This window comes from Mesorhizobium sp. WSM4983, from assembly GCF_029625765.1.
Taxonomy (GTDB): Bacteria; Pseudomonadota; Alphaproteobacteria; order Rhizobiales; family Rhizobiaceae; genus Mesorhizobium.
This window is the reverse complement of the sequence record NZ_JARTVM010000011.1, coordinates 88,800-105,985: the sequence shown is the minus strand read 5'-3', so window position 1 is coordinate 105,985 and position 17,186 is coordinate 88,800. Positions and strand designations below refer to the sequence as shown.

Below are 17,186 nucleotides of genomic sequence, written 5' to 3'. Positions count from 1 at the left end.
TAAGAAGGATCCGCGAACTCTAAAAGATCGAGGATGACATCCGTAGCCGAGGCCAACGAGGCCTTGCTGCACGCAGGCAAAAAGTGCTCAACCATCACGGCACTGGACCCAGGGCGGCTAGAGAAGCTCGGCCAAATCAGTCAGAAGACCAAGCTCACAGCGGCGATCCCCTACACGCTCTCGCGCTGGGAAGCGCCTCTCGCGCATCCTGGACGAGGCCATATCAAGATCGACAGCAACGTGGTCGAACGCTCAATCATACGCAACTCTTTTTGCAGCTCCGGCGGTGGCGCTGAGCACTGGTCAGTCATCGTGTCGCTGGGTGATCGCCGGGATTGGCCGGATAGCCTGAAGCTAAGGCCGTCGAGCCAGACCCTCTGACCTGCCACTGAACTTTCAACCAGTGGCGATTAGCCTCGGCCGTTTCTGTTATGGCGCGGTTTGAGCAACGGGCGGAGGCGCGAAGCCTTCATTGAGTGCAGCGTCGGAGCCGGTTGCGGCGAGGGTTCCGGCGAAGACCGCCGGGGTCAAATAGCGAGCGAGGAATGCGGCCTCACGGTGTTGAACAACACCAGGAAAGAACACCCACAGGACCGAGGAACGCAAGTTTCTTTATCCGTGGCATCCTTGGGCCGGGCGTTGTGTTCACGTTCATGAGGTGATCGAGAACGCCGACCGGGAGGTTTTCCGCTGCAGTCTCTCCCGCCACGCCTCCGATCGGTGGCTGGAAGTTCCGGCCTGGATGTTTGATCGCGGTCTGCACCGCGTGGCGCATTGCCCTGCCCCACATATCGATCCCAGAACGCTTGGCGTCTTGGTGACACTGCTGCAGGACCCGACGGCCAATTCCCACACCCCATCGCAATTGGAGGATTCGGGCGCAGCATCGGGTCCTCACGAAGCGAACCGGGGAGAGGTCCATACCGCGCCAGCCTACGACATATCAGTTCGATCTTCTCCAACCCGCACGACGCGCAGACCGCGCAGATGCCGCCATTCGCTCGCGCAGCCGCCGTAAGGCGCGAGATGCTGGCGCTGATTCCGGGTGCACACGAAGGCTACGTCGGCTGGGAAAGGCGGAAGCGATCCGCAAGATGGTGAGCGACCACGTGCCCACGAGCCGGCATCACGGGGCGCCCAAGCATGGCGACGCTCTGCTCGCCGACCTTGTCCGCTGCCGGCGCTGCGGCCGCGAGCTGACGGTCCGCTACACGGGAACCAAGCACAACATTCCGCGCTATTCCTGCTGGCGTGGTCTGCTTGACAATGGCGAGCCGCGTTGCATCGCCTTCGGTGGACTCGCGTCGATCGAAGGCGTTCATCCTCTGCCGGACGGTCCATGGGTCTTCAGCCGATCAACGCTTGACGAACCGGCGGCTCAGCGCATCGTTCATCGCGCGCGGCAAAACCCAAAATACCCCATGGGATCGCATCCAGATCAGCAAAACCTATTCACTCAAATGACATAGACAGATGAGTGTTATGAACAGGATTTAGGTCCTGCCTCCATTCGGCAGTGGCACTGCGGGCGTGGTCGAGGCCGAAGAACAGGCCATCGTTCAACAGCTCGTCTCGCATTCGGCCGTTGAGGGAATCGCGTAGCCATTTTGCATCGGCTTGCCCGGCGCGGTGTAGTGCCATTCGCTCCTGTTCAGCCGCTGATAACAGGCCAGTCAGTTGTTGCCCACAAGAATCAGGATCTCGTGGGCGCGCCGCACCACTGGCGGATCTATCATTTTGCCATTCAACGAGAATGCGGACAGTCCACGCGTGGCGGCATCATTTGCCGCCGCGACAACTTTATGGGCCCACTCGAGCTCCTGGGCGCTTGGCGAGAAAGCCTCATTGAATATGGCCACCTGTGTCGGATGGATCGCCAAAGCTCCGGCAAAGCCAAGCCGCCGCGCCCGCACCGCGGCCTCACGAAGTTTATGCGTGTCCGAGAACTCGCCGATGCTTCCTATGAAGCCCAGCGGGAGCAAGCCGGCCGCGCGGGCGGCAAACAGAACAGAAAGGTTCGGCGTCAAAAGAAGGTCGAATCCTGGGGCGCCGCCAACAGCGGCGCTGAAGTCTTCAGGGCCAAGCGCCATTGCGACCATCCTTGGATGCGCCGACGCAATGGCCGCAAGCCTTTGCAAGGCGCCCGGGGTCTCAATCTGGGCAAGGAACCGGATGCCTCCCTGCGGAAGATTTCTTTCACGTTCTAGTTCCGAAACCGCATTCGCGATCTCTATAACCCACTCTGCCGAATCCGTCTTCGGAAGAACCAGTGCGTCAACACCCGCCATCACGGCTGCATCGAGATCGGCCGCCAAGGCGCGCAGACCATGATTCACGCGGACCAAAACAGATGCGCCTTTCCGGCCCACCTCTGCCACGCATTCAGGAAGCTGCTGCCGTGACTCTCCTTTCCGATCCTGGGGCACGGAATCCTCCAGGTCGAGAATGACGCCATCTGCGCCCCGCTCATGGGCCGTCTCTACAAAGCGCGGAACGTGAACAGGAACGAAGAGCAGGGATCTCCAGCGCGGTACAGACATCGCGCCTTCAACGGCCGCAAAGGTGTCCTTGATCATGGAGACGCCTTTGCGGCCGATTTTAGCGCGGGCGCTGCCAGTGAGCTTTCTAGGCGGCCGGTGCGCTGAAATGATCCGAGGTACACAGGCATTTTGTAAACCGCGAGCAGTCTCACCTTACTGAAACGCGCGCTCACGCTGACGCGGCTCTTTCGCGCAAAAGCGCCCGCACCTCCTCGCGGACAGCCTCGGTATGAGAGCCAAGAGCCGGGACTGGGCGAAGCGAGGGGAGCTCCGAGTTGAAAATCGCCGCCGGCGCTATCGTCTCGACGGCTCCATCGGGTGTTCCAACCTGCACCCTGCGAATGTGTGGATGCTTTGAAACATCCACCACTTCGTTCAGTCGGCCATATGCCAGGCCGGCCGCCTCGAGCTCCTGCATCGCATCGTGGCAGGATAGTTCAAAAAACCGCTGTTCAATGATCTCATCAAGTTGCGCACGATGAGCGAGGCGCTCCATATTGTCAGCAAAACCAGGTGCGCGTGTGAGCCCGGACTGCTTCAGGAATTTCTCGCAGAAATTCACCCATTCGCGGTCATTCTGAACCGAAAAGATGACCTCTTTGCCGTCGGCACAGCGATAGGCACCATACGGCGCGAGCGACGGGTGTTTCACGCCTGCGCGTACCGTCTGGTAGCCGCTGTAATCATTTTGCAAAACCGGCACGTTCATCCAGTCGGCGACGGCATCAAACAGTGACACCTGGATGCTGGTCCCTTCGCCGGTGACCTCGCGGTGGTACAGTGCCTGAAGAATGGCGCTGTGCGCTGTCATGCCCGCCGAGATATCGCAAACCGAGACCCCTACACGCGCAGGCCCCTGTTGGTTGCCGGTGATAGCGCATAGACCTGTTTCGGCCTGGACGATCAGATCGTAGGCCTTCAAATGGGAATACGGCCCTGACTCCCCGAAACCAGAAATGTCGCAGGTGATCAGCCGCGGATATCGTCGACGCAGATCAGCGGACGCGAACCCCAGTTTTTCTATGCTGCCCGGCTTTAGATTCTGGATGAAGACATCAGCACTGGCAATGAGCGTGTCGAGGACGGCGCGATCCGCCTCCAACCTCAGGTCTAGACAGACCGACTCCTTACCCCGGTTGAGCCAGACGAAGTACGCGCTCTGCCCCCGCACCAGCTTGTCGTAGTTTCGGGCAAAGTCCCCTTCGGGCCTTTCGACCTTGATCACCCGGGCGCCTGCGTCAGCAAGGCGAGACGATGCGTAGGGAGCTGCAACGGCCTGTTCGACCGCCACAACCGTGATGTCCTTGAGACTGTTTAGCATCAGGGCGCTTCCTACGCGGCTTTCAGGTTTTGTGCCCGACGCCGATCAAGCATGGCGAGCAACCGATTTTGTTCGTTGCCTACAATGGAAAGACCTTCGTCGATGCCCATGCCAGGCTTCGCGAGCATCATGTCCGCCTGTGTTGCCACCGAAATGTGAACCGTCGCTCGCGCGGAGAGATCCGTCTCGCTGCAGCTGCCTCCCACATAGGCGTCCACGTTGTTCTCTTTGCACAGAAGCACCGCACGGGCGCTGTCGGCGATCGAGCCCACGTCCGGCGTCTTGATCTGCACGAGATGGGTCGCCTTAGCCTCCGCAAACAGACGCACATCCTCTAAGGTGTTGCAGCGTTCATCGACAACGATGCGCGCACGTGACGCGCGCGCATTCAGAATGCCGACGATCTGCCCGTAATTTTCGACCTGCGCCGGCGTAGACCCGAAGTCGGCTGGCGATTCGATATTCACCGTGAACTCCGGAACCGCGTCAGCAACCTTACTGATGAAGTCGGCGATGCGCTGGACGTCGAGCCCGATCTCCATACCGATCCAGCCGTACACATCGAAATGCAGCACCGGAGAATAGTCTGGTTGGCCGATTTGCTTGACGCGGTGCGCCACCCATTTGACGAAATCCAGAAAGGTTTCTCCCCCAACGCCGAATTTGCTACGCGAGTTGATGAGGCCATGCGGGATCACATCCACCCCCTTCAGGATCATTTTATCGACATTGATTTCGCGCGCATCACCGCTCTGGCAATAAATTGGGACACGACGATGCGGCATGGATAGGCAAAATTCCGAACAAACCACCTCCGCCATGGTACGACGCGCAGCATGGGCAGCAGCGCTTAAAAGGGCTTGGCTGACCCCATATTCGATGCATAGTGGGAGTCGTTTCCCAGTATGGAGATCGAAGACACTGGAGCAGGCTGTCAAAAAGCTGGACGCATCAATGTTTAAGAGCCGCGGGACAACAACACGTGACGTGAGATCCATGATGGCTCCGACGTCAAACAGGGGGTCACGCCCGCCAGCCCCTGAGTATTGCACTCCCATCATATCGCCCCAGGCGACCATATCGTCTTCCAGGACAAGCCCGACGCTTAAGCAAGCTGCCGGAACACGGATATCACGGAAGCCGGGCGTCAATGGCTCGCCGACGTAAACAAAACCGTCCTGGCCAACCCCTGCCCTAATGGCAGCTTGATCGTCATAAAAGAAGGCGCCGTTGCCGGGCGTGAGAATGACGTCTTTGATCTGCACTGAATTATACTCGAGTTTGGCCAAGCTATGAGCTGCGGCCGGATTTGCGCGCTCTGTCCTAAGTTATGCCCCGTTCGGAATCGGTTTTGCCAATATAAAGCCCCGAACGTGCCCATCTCGTTTTAAGATACGATAAAGTTGTTTTACGGGCGTCAGCGGGGACGGCACCGTCCGCCTCCCCTCTTGGTCGCGGTGCGCCGGATCGTCGCCCCTGCTTCCATAACAGAAGCTAGGCGATCAATCCGTCCGGCCAGCTCCCATCTCGGACCGCCACTTTCAACCATGGTTAGTATAAACCAAGCGATCAAGGATCAAGCAATCTTTTTGGCATGATTTTGGAAGACAGGATCAGCCGCTGATCGATCCGAGGAGCTGGCCTATAAGCTCCAGTCGAGGCCAGTGCCTTCATACCGGAGTTACTACAGCTGGCCAAGGCGCGGCTAATCTGTACCTCTAGTTATGCAGCGGCCGCGCAAGGATGGCTACCCCTTCATTGCGGTCGACATGCGCGCCCGATCCTATGGCTAGGACGATTGATGGCCCAGGCGCTCGGATGTCAATGGACGGAGCGGAAACAGAATCCATAGAGTGTAGGATACCTATAAGATCTCCCGACCTCACTTCATCCAACACAGAGCAGCGAGGTTCGAAGATACCCTGCGCGGGCGATTTCAACTCGTCTGATATCAGCGTCTCAAGGGTCTGACTGGACCTTTTGTTACGGAAAGACACGTCCTCGACTTTTCCTTCGACGAGTCCAAGCATAACGAGCGCGTTGCGAACTCCAGCTTCATAAATCGCTAGAGCTTCTGCGCTAACCGTACCACCGCCGAATTCCGCGCAAACGAATACCTTCCCTAGGCTATGTGCCCAACTGTCGAACATCCCAGCCGTGTCGTCATGTTGCCAGAGCAATGTTACGGGCAGCTTAAATGCCGCTGCCATTGCGAGCGTCTTAGCCATGAGATCCGCATCAGCAATTGGATGCGTGATGACCGCCGGGGGAAAATCCCACGTTGGGCCGAAGCTGTGCAGATCGAAAACGATGTCGGCATTTGGCAACAATACGCGTGAAACCGCATCCGCGATTCGTTCCGTAACAGACCCGTCGGCACGGCCCGGAAACACGCGGTTCAGATTCAAACCATCAAGCGGAGTATTGCGGCTCCATGCTTGAACTGCCAATGGATTAAGCACTGGCAGCACGATGATCCTACCACTGGTTTGCGCTTGTGGCAGCCACTCGATAAGCCGCCGCGCGACTAATGGCCCCTCCATTTCATTGCCATGATTCCCACCGGTGATAAGAAGGCGCGGTCCATCGCCCTTATTAAGACTAAAAACCGGAAGCGAGAACTCTTCATGGTCGGCGCCTCCCGGCACAACGAGGTGTCCTCTGCTCACGCCATGCGCATCGAGATCAAACGTAAGATGTGGTGCTTCGTTCATTGCTTAACCTATTGCGGGTGATCTGGCGACTTTGACCGGGCATATGGTCTTGTACACGGCTATTTTTTTCGCCTGGAACTATGCACACGCGGTCACCACTTCGCCAATATAATGTCCGAGACGGCACCATCGCGTTTTCAGATGACCAGGGCTCGCTCTGCTGACCTGTCCCTTGGTTCGTCACCTTGATCCCGGTGCACTAAGGGAGGAGGAAGGTCAAAGTCGCGGTGGGTAGCCGATTTCAGAAATCGCGCGATCAGCCGGTTGACGTTGGCTAGCTGTTCGTTGTTCAGACGGGCGAAGGATCTGTGCGATCCGGTCAGCGCCGTTGACCTCGAATTCCATCCTGGCGCGCAGCAAGAGGATCGGCAGGTCTGAGCTTGCTGGCGAGCAAGGCCGGCCGATCCCAGACATAGTCCGAATCCTTGATCCGCATGTGCCAGATGATAATTGCAAGAGCTTTACTGGTTTCCGTTTTGGACCAGGTGGCCATTTTATCCGCCCGTTGAAGCCCCGAACAGATGCTTGTCGCCAGTCCGTAGGAATAGGTCGGACGCATCATCAGGAAGTGGATCTGCCACGCCAGTTAGGCAGCGGCTTCCTGTAATGTTCGCTGCATGCTCGGTCGAGAACGCCACCAGACGGCATAGAGGACAAGCATCCAGATTAAAGGCAGAAGCATCAAAAGAGAAGCGACTGCAGCAATCGTCGGGTCGATTTGGTGGCGGATATTCTCCAGCATCTTCAAGGGCAACGTCCGCACCGACAGACCGCCGACCAAAGACGTTATGACCGCTTCATCGAATGACTGGAGGAATGCGAACATGGCGCCGCCGATCACTCCCGGCCTGATTAACGGCAGTGTTACGCGAAAAAACGTTTGCAGTGGTCCGGCACGCATACTCTTGGCCGCCTGCTCTAACGTCCGATCGAAGTTGGCCAACGTCGCAGAAACGATCACCACCACAATTCCAACAGCGCCGATACTGTGAGCGAGGGCGATACCACCCTTTGTGCCGATTAGACCAATCTGGATGAGACCCAGATAAGTCGCGATACCGACCACGATAACTGGAAAGGTGATAGGCGTGATTATGATCATTGTCAGCACGCCGCGAAGTCTTGCGCTTATTCGGCTCAATCCGAAAGCAGCAAGTGTTCCCAATAGAGTAGAAATAACAGCTACCTCGACACCAATCTCGACGCTGGTCCAAGCTGCTCCGCTCCAAGATGCATCGCCGAAAAACGAGCGATACCATTGAAGCGACAGGCCCGAAGGCGGAAATTGCAAAAATGCCCCGGAACTGAACGACATGATGACAACGATTATCCCTGGGAATAAAAGAAAGGCCATCACCAAAACGATAAAAACGATCGCGACGACTTTAGGCCATCGCCTTTCCGCCCCAGGCACGTAGCGCCGTCCCGTCCACCGTTTGACACGATAGGGACGCAGAATTTCGCTGAAGTTTCGTTTGATAACAAGAACAATGGGTAGTCGGGACATCGAGCCCTTCGGAGCTCGAGTTTGGCTTTGCTCTTGTTTGCCGGAGAGGTCAAGCCCGACCATGGAAAGCACCACAATGGCAAACCCGAGAAGGATGAAGGACGCAGCGGCAATGCGCGGAATATCGAACGAGCTATTCACCTCGGCCGCAATGAAGGTTGAAAGCATGGCATCGCGCAATCCCCCAAGTGCCGCCGGCGTGATATAGAATCCTAGGCAGAACACAAAAACTAGGAGCGAGCCACTCCGTGCGCCTGGAATGCTAAGGGGGAGAAATACACGCCTGAAAGCGGTGAAAGGTCCCGCTCCCATACTGCGTGCAGCAGCCATCAAGGACCGATCGATCCCCATCATCGCACTAACCAAGGGAAGTATCATCATCGGCAGCATGATGTGGACCATGCCAATATAGACCGCGGTTCGGTTATAGATGAGTTGCAGAGGTCGATCGATCAATCCGACGTCCAGCAAGATGTTGTTGATGACCCCGCGATCCCCAAGAATAACAATCCATGCGTAGGTACGCGCCAGCCCACTGGTCAAATAGGGGATGATCACGAGAGCGATGAGCGTCATGCGCAGAGTCTTGGATGCCGTGACGATCAGATACGCGGTTGGATAGCCTACGATTAAGCAGATGGCAGTTGCGACCAGACTTATTTCTATCGTTTGAAAGAGCACCCGCACATTAGCTGGCTGGGCGAAAAACGCTCCGTAGTATTGGAACGAGAAATCGGGGGCATTGACACTGCTTAGGAAAAGCAAGGTTATAGGGGCACCGAAAACCACAAGCAAAAGCGCGAACGCGGGCGCGGTTAACCCAAGTGGCACCTTGGCCATTCTGCGCAAAAGCTTCATGGATATCCCTTATCAATCGCTTATGGCGAAACGAAGCGAATGTCTGACCGCAGCCACGTGAGGCAAACCTCCTCGCCTGGCTGGAAAACAGGTTGGTCTGCCGCGACATGTTCCCGGACGATGAGAACATTGTTGCCAACGCGAACATGGTATTTTCGCAGAGGGCCGGCAAAAATCATATCGTCGACCGCACCGGCAACATATTGCCGCTGGTCCGTTTGAGCCCACTCCGCAGTCTTCGGAAGTACACTGATGCGCTCTGGCCTTATCATCGCAACGGTGCCGATTTGCGGCGCGTTGCCCCCTCTGGCCAGCAACAAGGCATCCTCGAGAATGTTCGCCTCACCCAGAAATTTAGCGACAAAGCACGATGATGGCCGATCATAGAGGGCCTCTGGTGTATCGATTTGCTCGACACGTCCTGCGCGCATTACAACAATCCGGTCTGACAGAGTAAGCGCCTCCTCCTGGTCATGCGTAACGCACACCGTCGTGATACCGAACTCCTTGTGCAAGCTCTTCATCTCGATCTGCATCTGCTCACGCAGGTTACGGTCGAGTGCGCCAAGCGGTTCATCAAGTAATAGGAAGGGTGGATCGGCAATCAGCGCGCGGGCTAGCGCCACGCGCTGCTGCTGACCGCCACTCAATTGGGATGGCATGCGACCGCCGAATTCCCCTAGATGCACGCGCTCAAGCATACGGGCTACCCGAACCTTCCTCTGATCGGGAGCCATGCCCCGCATTTCGAGAGGGAATTCCAGGTTTCGAGCCACTGTGAGATGCGGGAACAGCGCATAGCTCTGGAACACAATTCCTTGATCGCGCCGGTAGGACGGGACCGAAGCCACTGAATGGCCGGCGATCATAATATCACCCGAACTCGGGGCCTCAAAGCCGGCCAAGAGCATCAGGGTAGTGGTCTTACCCGAGCCGCTCGGGCCGAGAATCGTCAAGAACTCGCCGCGACGCACGGTCAGCGACAGATCCCTGACCGCCGGAACACTCCCGTACATCTTGGTAACACTGCTGAACTGAATTTGTGGCACCGATTGGTTCACATCTGCAGCGTCAACTTCCGAACGGGGGGCGGTATTCATTGCGTGCATGTTCACTGTGGCTCCTCCACCATCGCTGGCGTGCATTAGCAGGCATTTGCCGTACCTTCTGCCGTCGTACCCGATGCCGTGAGCGGAGAGGCTAGTGGGCTACCCCGCTCCCCGTCACATTTTCAGCATCAGTTTCGACTTTAGCCCGGTATGGAGTTACCCCGACCGGACTTTCGCACTTCAACCAACCCTACTGCAGGATCCACTCATTCCACCGCTGGATAAGCATCTCAGTGTTGGAAACACCGCTGGGGCCTACCTCATTGTACCATTTGCCGTTGATGGAAACGCTGCTCTTGATGTAATCTGGGTGGGTAGGGAGCTTGCGCGCAACTTTCTCGGGAAGAAGTTTGAACGCATTGCCGTTGCTTGGTCCCTCAGGAAACAATTGGCAAAATGCTGCCTGACGTTCCGCGCGAGTGGCGAATTCGATAAACTTCTGCGCAGCCTTCGCGTTGGGTGAACCCTTTGGAATGACCCAATAATCCCACTGCAGCTTCGCCTGGTTTCGATTGATCTCCGTCGCGGCGCCCTGATCGATCAACAGTAGAGCTCTTCCGTCATACGATTGAGCGATGTCAACGACCTTATCATGCAACATCTGTTGAATCTCTGATCCGCTGCTCCACCACTTACGGATGTGCGGCTTTATTTTGTCCAAACTGGCAAACACCCGGTCGATATCCATCGGGTAGAGCTTATCGGGAGATACACCGTCCGCTAACAGGGCCTCTTCCCAGGGTCCTTCTGAACCAAACTGGCCGGACACCAAGGTGCGAACGCCGGGAAACTTATCAGCATCCCAGAATTCAGCCCAGTTTGTCGGCCGGGGTTTATCAGCTGGGAATACGTCTGTGCTATATACCATATTATATGAGTAAATCAAATTTGCCACGCCAAACGGTTGCTTGGCAAATTCATAAATTCCGTCTAGCTCTTCTTTCCTGAACAAGGAGTAATCAATTTCTTCAAGAATTCCTTTCTTAGCTGCGACCAAGCCGGACCCTTGCGTAAGCGCCCCGACATCTACCGTGACATTGCCCGATTTTACCATCAACTCGACCTGTCCCATACCCATGTCGTCGGTGATTGGGTTGACCTTGATACCGGTCTCAGCTTCAAATGGCTTAGCGTAAGCCTCAATGTTAGCCTTTCCCCAATCGCCGCCGCCTAGCACTACGTTGATCTGGTTGGGTGTTTGGGCCGCAACGCGGCCCGCAATTGAAGACAGAGCGCCAGCCGCCATGGCGGTCGATGTCGCCTGCAGCAATCGTCGGCGATTTATTTCGTATTTCATGTCGTTACCCTCTTCTTGTGATCTCAGCCTTGATTAGCCAAGGTTGTTTTGCTTGGACAATGTCATGGTGCTAGAGCAGCCTCGGCCAAGTTGACCCAGTATCCAATGCCGTATGGCAGTGCTTCATCGTTAAAGTCGTAGGTTGGATTATGGAGAGCAGCAGTCGATCCATTTCCAAGCAGTATACATGCCCCCGGCCGCGCCTCTAGCATGTACGCGAAGTCCTCTGACCCCAAACTAGGTTTGACTTTGGGGTTCACCGATGAATGGCCGACCAGAGCACGCGCCACCTCTGTTGCCCGACGCGTTTGATCGGGATGATTGACAGTGAGGGGCTCCAGGCGGCGATGCTGAAACTCGACCTTCGCCCCGGAAGCGCGTGCAATATTTTCCGCGCACGCCTCAATCTGTTTTTCAGCGAAGTCGCGCAAAATCGGTGACAGTGTCCTGACTGTTCCGGCAATCTCCGCGCGTTCGGGAATGATGTTGTAAGCTTGTCCGGCGTTCAGCTTTGTGACGGAGATCACCAGGGACTCGGTGGGGTCCGTGTTGCGTGAGACTAGTGTCTGCAAGCCTAAAATGATCTGAGCTGCAACAACGACGGGGTCAATTGTCAGATGGGGAGCGGCCGCGTGACCCCCTCTGCCTTTGACCACAATATCGAACTCGTCGAGCGCGGCAAAAATCGAACCTTCGCAAATGCCGAACGCACCAACCTCCATGCCTGGCCAATTGTGCATGCCAAAGACCTGAGATATCCCGAAACGGTCCATGATCCCCTCCTGGACCATTCTTTGGCCGCCGCGGCCATCTTCCTCGGCAGGTTGGAAGATCAGGGCAACGGACCCTTTGAAGTTCCGGGTCGCGGCGAGGTATTTCGCGGCGCCAAGGAGCATTGCAGTATGCCCGTCGTGACCACACGCGTGCATCTGTCCGGACCTTTTCGACGTCCAAGGTTTGCCTGAAGCTTCGAGTATAGGCAGAGCGTCCATGTCGGCCCGCAACCCGATAGTGGGCCCATCTCCGAGTTGACCTTGGATCAACGCAACCACGCCGGTTTCAGCTATCCTGCACTCGATGTGGTTAATCCCGAAGGAAGCCAGCTTTTCCGCCACAAATGCCGCTGTGTCATTCACCCGATAGTCAAGCTCCGGATTCTCGTGCAGGTACCGGCGCCAAGTCATCGCTTCGATCTCGATCTCCTTGAACCTGTCAACGCCAACCATAGGCACGTTCCCGCATTTGAGTAATTTGGATCAGGCGCCGGTGCGTAATTAATGATCGATGCCACCGGTGTTTTCGTCAAATGCAGTTTGGATATCGTAACCATCTAGAACCGAGATAGCCCCGCGTTCAGGCCTCGGTGTTGGCGCCGGCGACTGCGACCCGATAACAAGCCGTTTGCCCTCAAATGGATAAGCTTCGGCCTTAGAGGACCAGCTGCGAAGTGCTGGCAATCATAAACTCTGGCTCTGCTGGCAACGGCCAATGGCAAAGGTCTGAGTAGGAAGAGCTGTCACCATCGCGACACTCCTCCCCCTCCCACGACCTACTTTCCAGGACTGCATGCGCTTTGCCACTCAATCCGCAAACCGCAGACCCTAGGCGGCGTGGACAAATTCGATGTTAGCAGGGTCGCTTTCCTGCGATCGGGTTGTTAGCATTGGGAATGACACTGGAAGAAGAGAGCGAACGAGCTACGTCGATGCTGATTGGCAAGGTTGTTCGCCGTGTCATGCGCCACCGCGATGGAGAGGTGGTGATCGAGTTTGAGGATGGCAGCCGATTTTTCGCGGATAGCGACAGCCCTCTCGAACTGTCCATCACCTTGGCGGAATAGTATATCCGCCTTACGGAATTTCGGACGTCGATGCGATTGACGTAGCCCAAGAGGATTGATTCAAGGCTGCTTTTTGGAGGCAGGTTTGAGCAGGGGCGATCTCACCGAAGCAGAATGGCGTGTTCTCAAGGGCTTGCTGCCCATCGACCCTGACAAACGCGGCCGAGGTAGACCTCCCAAGCAGAATCGTTCGATCATCAACGGCATTCTCTGGCGGCTCCGCTGCGGCGCTCCATGGCGGGATGTCCCGCCCAAATACGGCAGTTGGAACACCATCTATCGTCGGTTCCGACGCTGGAGCGAGGCCGGGGTCTGGGAGACCGTGGCGGTAATGCTCGCCGAGGTCATGGCGGACAGCGGCCACTACAGCATCGACAGCACCACAGTTCGCGCCCATGTCTCGGCAGCGGGCGGAAAAGGGGGACTCGTGCACCGGACGCCTTCCTTGCGGACAAGGGCTACGATGCCGATACCATTCGCGCCGATCTCGCCGAGCGGAAGATTAAACCCGTCATACCCGGCCGATCAAACCGCCGCGTGAAGATCGAGTATGACCGGGCGCTCTACAAGCAGCGGAACCGAATCGAGCGCATGTTCGGCCACCTCAAAATCAACCGGGCCATTGCCACCCGCTACGATCAATTGGCCAATAGCTTCCTCGGAATGGTCTACCTAGCCACCGCCAGATACTGGCTCAAATTTGTCCACGCCGCCTAGCATCACGCCCGATAAAGTGTTGGCGGGATTTCGCTCAGGAGTTCCGCGCCGCGCTCTGTCACGAGCACGTGTGCGCCGGCACCAAATAGGTAGCCACTTTCGCTGCACAAAATGTTTGGCATGTGCAGGGTCATGCCAGCTCGGAGTGGTTCATTTACATCGGGCTCCAGGCTTAGGTCGCCGCGCTCAGTCCAATTGATGCCAGTTTGGTATCCTGTTCGTTGGCGGAAGACGCCCTTGCGTCCAGATCGCTTCAACACCTCGCCCCCAGCAGCGTGAACGTCCGCCGGCGTAGCACCTGGTCGAATCGAGGAGACAAGGGCCGCAATGACCTCTTCAGCCAAGCCGTGCAAAGATTCGGTTTCGGGATGTTTGCCAAGGACTGCGCATCGAACCATTCCCACTGTATACCCGTGTTTCGAAGCCCCTATCTCCAGAAAGGCAGGTTCGTTGTTGCTGAGAGGATGATGGGTCGCTGGCGCATGGGGCAACTTCACTCGCTCTCCAAACAAAATGGTACCCGGCGCAAGCCCGATATCCCCAGCGGCGTTGCTGGGGTCGTTTGTTACCGCCGCAGCTAGGGCCGCTGCCATTTCGATCTCCGTAATGCCGGGACGAAGCGATTGCTGAAAGGTTCGAATTGCCACGTCAGTGAGTCGAACAGCATCGCGCATACACGCCAACTCAAGTTCTCCTTTCACTGCTGACACTGACGAGACCAGTCGGGTGACGTCAGTAATCTTCAGATCCGGGAGCTGGTCTTGGACTGCGCGCACGTCGGCGGGCGCGAGATTCCAGCAGCCAAGCTCGAAACCGACTCGCTTATTGTCCAGTCCGAGTCGACGCAATACATCGGCGCAGACCCTGCCAAAATCAGGCTGATGTGTATAGGTTTCAATTTCCTCGATGCAGCTATATGAACGTACTGCCTGCTCGTCATATTCTCGGACAACAAATATCGGGACCCGACCCGGCATCAGAATAAGAGGGAAAGGCGCGAAATATCCACCGCTCCCATCGTAGCCGCTGAGATACTTCAAGTGGCCGTGCGCCGTTACTACGATTGCGTCCAAGCCTGCCGTAGCAACCGCATCCAGCACATTGTTTTGCCGGCGCTCATACTCTGATATCGGAAACGGTACACCAGTCAGAGGAATTGCGGAGCGTGTCGTCGCCATATCTCACCTCAATCAGTGTGTCGTGGTTTGGTTGCGCAAAACGCGCGATCGCGTCCATGTTCGAAATTGAACAAAAGCTTCGCCGGCTCATGCGGGGTGACAATCCCCTTTCCTGGCGGCTAGCGTCAAATGCTGTTTTTATATCGGCTGCATCTCGCAGCGAGATGCGCATAGTGCCTTCATCGGCCGCTCAATGCAGGCAACGCTGGTCTCCGACAGCTTTGTTCTCGCCAGAGGATCGCCGACAAAGGCGCCGAGTTGCTCGGCAAGCTCGTCAGCCTCGGCCAGAAGAACCATGCTGACGACCTTGAGCTTGGCAGCGAGTCGGCGCGCCTTCGCATTCTTGCCGGCGAAGCCGCCGACGCCGGGGGAACTGTGCCGGCGCCACGCAACAGCATGTTTGCACTGATGTAAGGCCGCTGCGACACCAGCGACGGCTCTCCGCCGCCACCTCCGCATCTCGCTACCAGATGACACTAATACAAAGACTGCATTTGGCGCATCCGACGTGTAAGAGGATCGTGTCGCGCGAAGTGGTTAAGCTTGGCGGAACCGAATCGGTCGGAGCAATGAGCAAAGCGGCGGGCGCAGATGCGGATGTAGTTTCGCCGAAGACGTTTGCGCCGCTCAGGAATACGACATTTCGCTCAATCTGGTTTAGCCTCTCAAGTCTCTTCCCTTGGCTGGCTGATGCAGACCGTTGCTATCAGCTGGCTAATGGCAACGGTTCCGACCTCCGATCTGATGGTTGCGCTCGAGCAGGCTTCGTCTAACCTGCCCGCTTTCATTTTGTCCATTTTCGCTAGGGGTTCTCGCCGACAACTTCAGCCGTCGAAGAGTCATGTTCGCCGGCCGATGCCTAATGGTAATAGCATCCGCGATGCTACGGCTTCAGTGGTGCTGGGCTTTATCGCCCCGTGGATGATCTTCGGCTTCAGCTTCTTGATCGCAAGTGGTGCCGCGCTCAACGATACCGCCTGGCAGGCTTCTGTTGGCGATATTGTGGACCGACGCGAAGTTCCCGCTGCCGTCACCCTCCTCTCCATTGGCTTCAACACTGCACGGACCGTGGGACCGGCGCTCGCGGCATCATGATTGCGTCGTTCGGACTTATGACGGCTTTCGCTATGTTTACACTCACCTATATGATCCCTTTGGTCACCATATGGCGATGCAAATGGAAGGTTCGCTCCTCACTTCTCCCACGTGAGTCAATGAGGACGGCCATCTATGACAGGCTGCGCTTCACAGCGATGTCATCGGAAATCAAGACGGCGATCGCCCGCGGAACCTTCTTTGGCCTGTCGGGCATCGCCATACTCGCACTGCTGCCATTGGTTGTCCGCGATCAGCTGGGCGAAGGACCGCTCGCCTATGGCACCATCATCGCCGGCTTCGGCACAGGCGCCGTCATGGCTGGCGTCGCCAACAGCCTATTAAGACGGAGCTTGTCAGAAGAGCAACTAATGACGCTGGCATGCGTCGCCTGTGCGGCGTGCTCCCTTTTTCTGGCACTGCCTCTTCCATTGCGAGCGGCGTCCTGTTTCCCCTTCGCGAGGGTCGCGAGGCCGAGCCCGACCCTTTGGAGGAATTCGACGCGCCGGCAGTCGCCCTCAGTCTCAAGCCGAGAAGCGGCCCCATCGTGGTCAAAGTCGAGTACCTCATACTCGTGGAAAATCTAGAAGAATTCCTCGCCATGCGCGGGTGCCGGCATGTACAGAGTCGCGTTGGTGCTCGGCACTGGACTCTCCAGCGCAACCTTCAGGAGCCTGTGCTATGGACGGAGACATTCCGTACGCCGACCTGGACCGACTACCTTCGCCTGAATCATCGCCTTACCGAGGCCGACAAGGAACTGGACGAGAGAATCATCCTCCTCCACAAAGGAAAGCATTCTCCACGAATAACATTGTCAATCGAGCGCCCCACGAGTGCTCCACGCAAGCCTGAGTCATCAACGCCTTTTTTCCCCCGCCATTCAACGAAACGGCCAGCGTGCCACCGCAGGCTGAATGAAGATACATAAGAAGGCACGTCAACTGCTAACCACATCGGGCGGGCAACAAGCATCGCCGCCTTCGGGTATATGACAGACAGAATGTAGC

At 56.9% G+C, this 17,186-nt stretch carries 15 protein-coding genes and 3 pseudogenes; 7 read left to right on the top strand and 11 right to left on the bottom strand.

The features are described 5' to 3' along the window. Positions 1 to 33: 33 nt before the first annotated feature. Both P9254_RS24335 and P9254_RS24325 read left to right on the top strand, forming a co-directional pair. Complete coding sequence (locus tag P9254_RS24335; protein WP_063169310.1) at positions 34 to 381, top strand: IS66 family transposase; 348 nt, start codon at positions 34 to 36, stop codon at positions 379 to 381. A 713-nt stretch (positions 382 to 1,094) separates the two neighbouring features. Further along, positions 1,095 to 1,469: a zinc ribbon domain-containing protein gene (locus tag P9254_RS24325; protein ID WP_063169311.1), complete on the top strand. Its 375-nt coding sequence runs from the start codon at positions 1,095 to 1,097 to the stop codon at positions 1,467 to 1,469. Between the two features lie 22 nt (positions 1,470 to 1,491). Here P9254_RS24325 and P9254_RS24320 read toward each other — a convergent pair. From P9254_RS24320 to P9254_RS24275, 10 genes and pseudogenes are all read right to left on the bottom strand, one after another. After that, positions 1,492 to 1,649 (bottom strand): annotated as a pseudogene (locus tag P9254_RS24320) (integrase core domain-containing protein); the annotation flags it as partial. A 24-nt stretch (positions 1,650 to 1,673) separates the two neighbouring features. Then, a complete protein-coding gene (locus P9254_RS24315) occupies positions 1,674 to 2,576 on the bottom strand; it encodes an HpcH/HpaI aldolase/citrate lyase family protein (RefSeq protein WP_210326668.1) in 903 nt (300 codons plus the stop codon). Between the two features lie 133 nt (positions 2,577 to 2,709). Next, entirely contained in the window at positions 2,710 to 3,861 is a 1,152-nt protein-coding gene (locus P9254_RS24310; RefSeq protein ID WP_063169312.1) for a CaiB/BaiF CoA transferase family protein, read from the bottom strand. A gap of 11 nt (positions 3,862 to 3,872) precedes the next feature. After that, on the bottom strand, positions 3,873 to 5,126 hold the full coding sequence (locus P9254_RS24305) for a methylaspartate ammonia-lyase (protein WP_063170371.1): 1,254 nt from the start codon (positions 5,124 to 5,126) through the stop codon (positions 3,873 to 3,875). A gap of 453 nt (positions 5,127 to 5,579) precedes the next feature. Further along, complete coding sequence (locus P9254_RS24300; RefSeq protein ID WP_063169313.1) at positions 5,580 to 6,575, bottom strand: succinylglutamate desuccinylase/aspartoacylase family protein; 996 nt, start codon at positions 6,573 to 6,575, stop codon at positions 5,580 to 5,582. A gap of 319 nt (positions 6,576 to 6,894) precedes the next feature. After that, positions 6,895 to 7,137 (bottom strand): hypothetical protein, encoded by a 243-nt coding sequence (locus P9254_RS24295; RefSeq protein WP_127273917.1) that lies wholly within the window; start codon positions 7,135 to 7,137, stop codon positions 6,895 to 6,897. A 24-nt stretch (positions 7,138 to 7,161) separates the two neighbouring features. Continuing rightward, positions 7,162 to 8,940 (bottom strand): ABC transporter permease subunit, encoded by a 1,779-nt coding sequence (locus P9254_RS24290; protein WP_063169314.1) that lies wholly within the window; start codon positions 8,938 to 8,940, stop codon positions 7,162 to 7,164. Positions 8,941 to 8,960: 20 nt separating this feature from the next. Further along, the gene (locus tag P9254_RS24285) at positions 8,961 to 10,040 is read right to left on the bottom strand and encodes an ABC transporter ATP-binding protein (RefSeq protein WP_095769045.1); all 1,080 of its coding nucleotides are present in this window, start codon (positions 10,038 to 10,040) and stop codon (positions 8,961 to 8,963) included. 199 nt (positions 10,041 to 10,239) lie between these two features. Then, positions 10,240 to 11,346, bottom strand: coding sequence for an ABC transporter substrate-binding protein (locus P9254_RS24280; RefSeq protein WP_063169315.1), 1,107 nt, complete (start codon positions 11,344 to 11,346; stop codon positions 10,240 to 10,242). A gap of 62 nt (positions 11,347 to 11,408) precedes the next feature. After that, entirely contained in the window at positions 11,409 to 12,572 is a 1,164-nt protein-coding gene (locus tag P9254_RS24275; RefSeq protein ID WP_063169316.1) for a M20 aminoacylase family protein, read from the bottom strand. Between the two features lie 443 nt (positions 12,573 to 13,015). On the opposite strand from P9254_RS24275, the gene P9254_RS24270 reads away from it, so the two are divergent. After that, positions 13,016 to 13,186, top strand: coding sequence for a hypothetical protein (locus P9254_RS24270; protein ID WP_164548526.1), 171 nt, complete (start codon positions 13,016 to 13,018; stop codon positions 13,184 to 13,186). 85 nt (positions 13,187 to 13,271) lie between these two features. Next, a pseudogene (locus P9254_RS24265) lies at positions 13,272 to 13,903 on the top strand (IS5 family transposase). Between the two features lie 2 nt (positions 13,904 to 13,905). Here the strand turns inward: P9254_RS24265 and P9254_RS24260 are convergent. Continuing rightward, the gene (locus P9254_RS24260) at positions 13,906 to 15,081 is read right to left on the bottom strand and encodes a M24 family metallopeptidase (protein WP_063169317.1); all 1,176 of its coding nucleotides are present in this window, start codon (positions 15,079 to 15,081) and stop codon (positions 13,906 to 13,908) included. Between the two features lie 258 nt (positions 15,082 to 15,339). Between P9254_RS24260 and P9254_RS24255 the strand changes: the two genes are divergently transcribed. The 3 genes and pseudogenes from P9254_RS24255 to P9254_RS29145 all read left to right on the top strand — a co-directional run bounded on the left by P9254_RS24255 (position 15,340) and on the right by P9254_RS29145 (position 17,107). Beyond that, positions 15,340 to 15,495, top strand: a complete 156-nt coding sequence (locus P9254_RS24255; protein ID WP_164548527.1) for a hypothetical protein — start codon at positions 15,340 to 15,342, stop codon at positions 15,493 to 15,495. A 276-nt stretch (positions 15,496 to 15,771) separates the two neighbouring features. Continuing rightward, positions 15,772 to 16,763: pseudogene (locus P9254_RS24250) on the top strand (MFS transporter). Further along, positions 16,664 to 17,107 carry an MFS transporter gene (locus tag P9254_RS29145; RefSeq protein ID WP_224570031.1) on the top strand — a complete coding sequence of 148 codons (444 nt, stop codon included), beginning with the start codon at positions 16,664 to 16,666 and terminating at the stop codon, positions 17,105 to 17,107. Before P9254_RS24250 ends, P9254_RS29145 begins: the two are co-directional and overlap by 100 nt. Positions 17,108 to 17,186: the final 79 nt, after the last annotated feature.

What these genes read in the sequence shown, in the direction of transcription:
- P9254_RS24335 (WP_063169310.1), top strand. Translation starts at nt 34, where the DNA reads ATGACATCCGTAGCCGAGGCCAACGAGGCCTTGCTGCACGCAGGCAAA.
- P9254_RS24325 (WP_063169311.1), top strand. Translation starts at nt 1,095, where the DNA reads ATGGTGAGCGACCACGTGCCCACGAGCCGGCATCACGGGGCGCCCAAG.
- P9254_RS24315 (WP_210326668.1), bottom strand. Translation starts at nt 2,576, where the DNA reads ATGATCAAGGACACCTTTGCGGCCGTTGAAGGCGCGATGTCTGTACCG.
- P9254_RS24310 (WP_063169312.1), bottom strand. Translation starts at nt 3,861, where the DNA reads ATGCTAAACAGTCTCAAGGACATCACGGTTGTGGCGGTCGAACAGGCC.
- P9254_RS24300 (WP_063169313.1), bottom strand. Translation starts at nt 6,575, where the DNA reads ATGAACGAAGCACCACATCTTACGTTTGATCTCGATGCGCATGGCGTG.
- P9254_RS24295 (WP_127273917.1), bottom strand. Translation starts at nt 7,137, where the DNA reads ATGATGCGTCCGACCTATTCCTACGGACTGGCGACAAGCATCTGTTCG.
- P9254_RS24290 (WP_063169314.1), bottom strand. Translation starts at nt 8,940, where the DNA reads ATGAAGCTTTTGCGCAGAATGGCCAAGGTGCCACTTGGGTTAACCGCG.
- P9254_RS24285 (WP_095769045.1), bottom strand. Translation starts at nt 10,040, where the DNA reads ATGAATACCGCCCCCCGTTCGGAAGTTGACGCTGCAGATGTGAACCAA.
- P9254_RS24280 (WP_063169315.1), bottom strand. Translation starts at nt 11,346, where the DNA reads ATGAAATACGAAATAAATCGCCGACGATTGCTGCAGGCGACATCGACC.
- P9254_RS24275 (WP_063169316.1), bottom strand. Translation starts at nt 12,572, where the DNA reads ATGGTTGGCGTTGACAGGTTCAAGGAGATCGAGATCGAAGCGATGACT.
- P9254_RS24270 (WP_164548526.1), top strand. Translation starts at nt 13,016, where the DNA reads ATGACACTGGAAGAAGAGAGCGAACGAGCTACGTCGATGCTGATTGGC.
- P9254_RS24260 (WP_063169317.1), bottom strand. Translation starts at nt 15,081, where the DNA reads ATGGCGACGACACGCTCCGCAATTCCTCTGACTGGTGTACCGTTTCCG.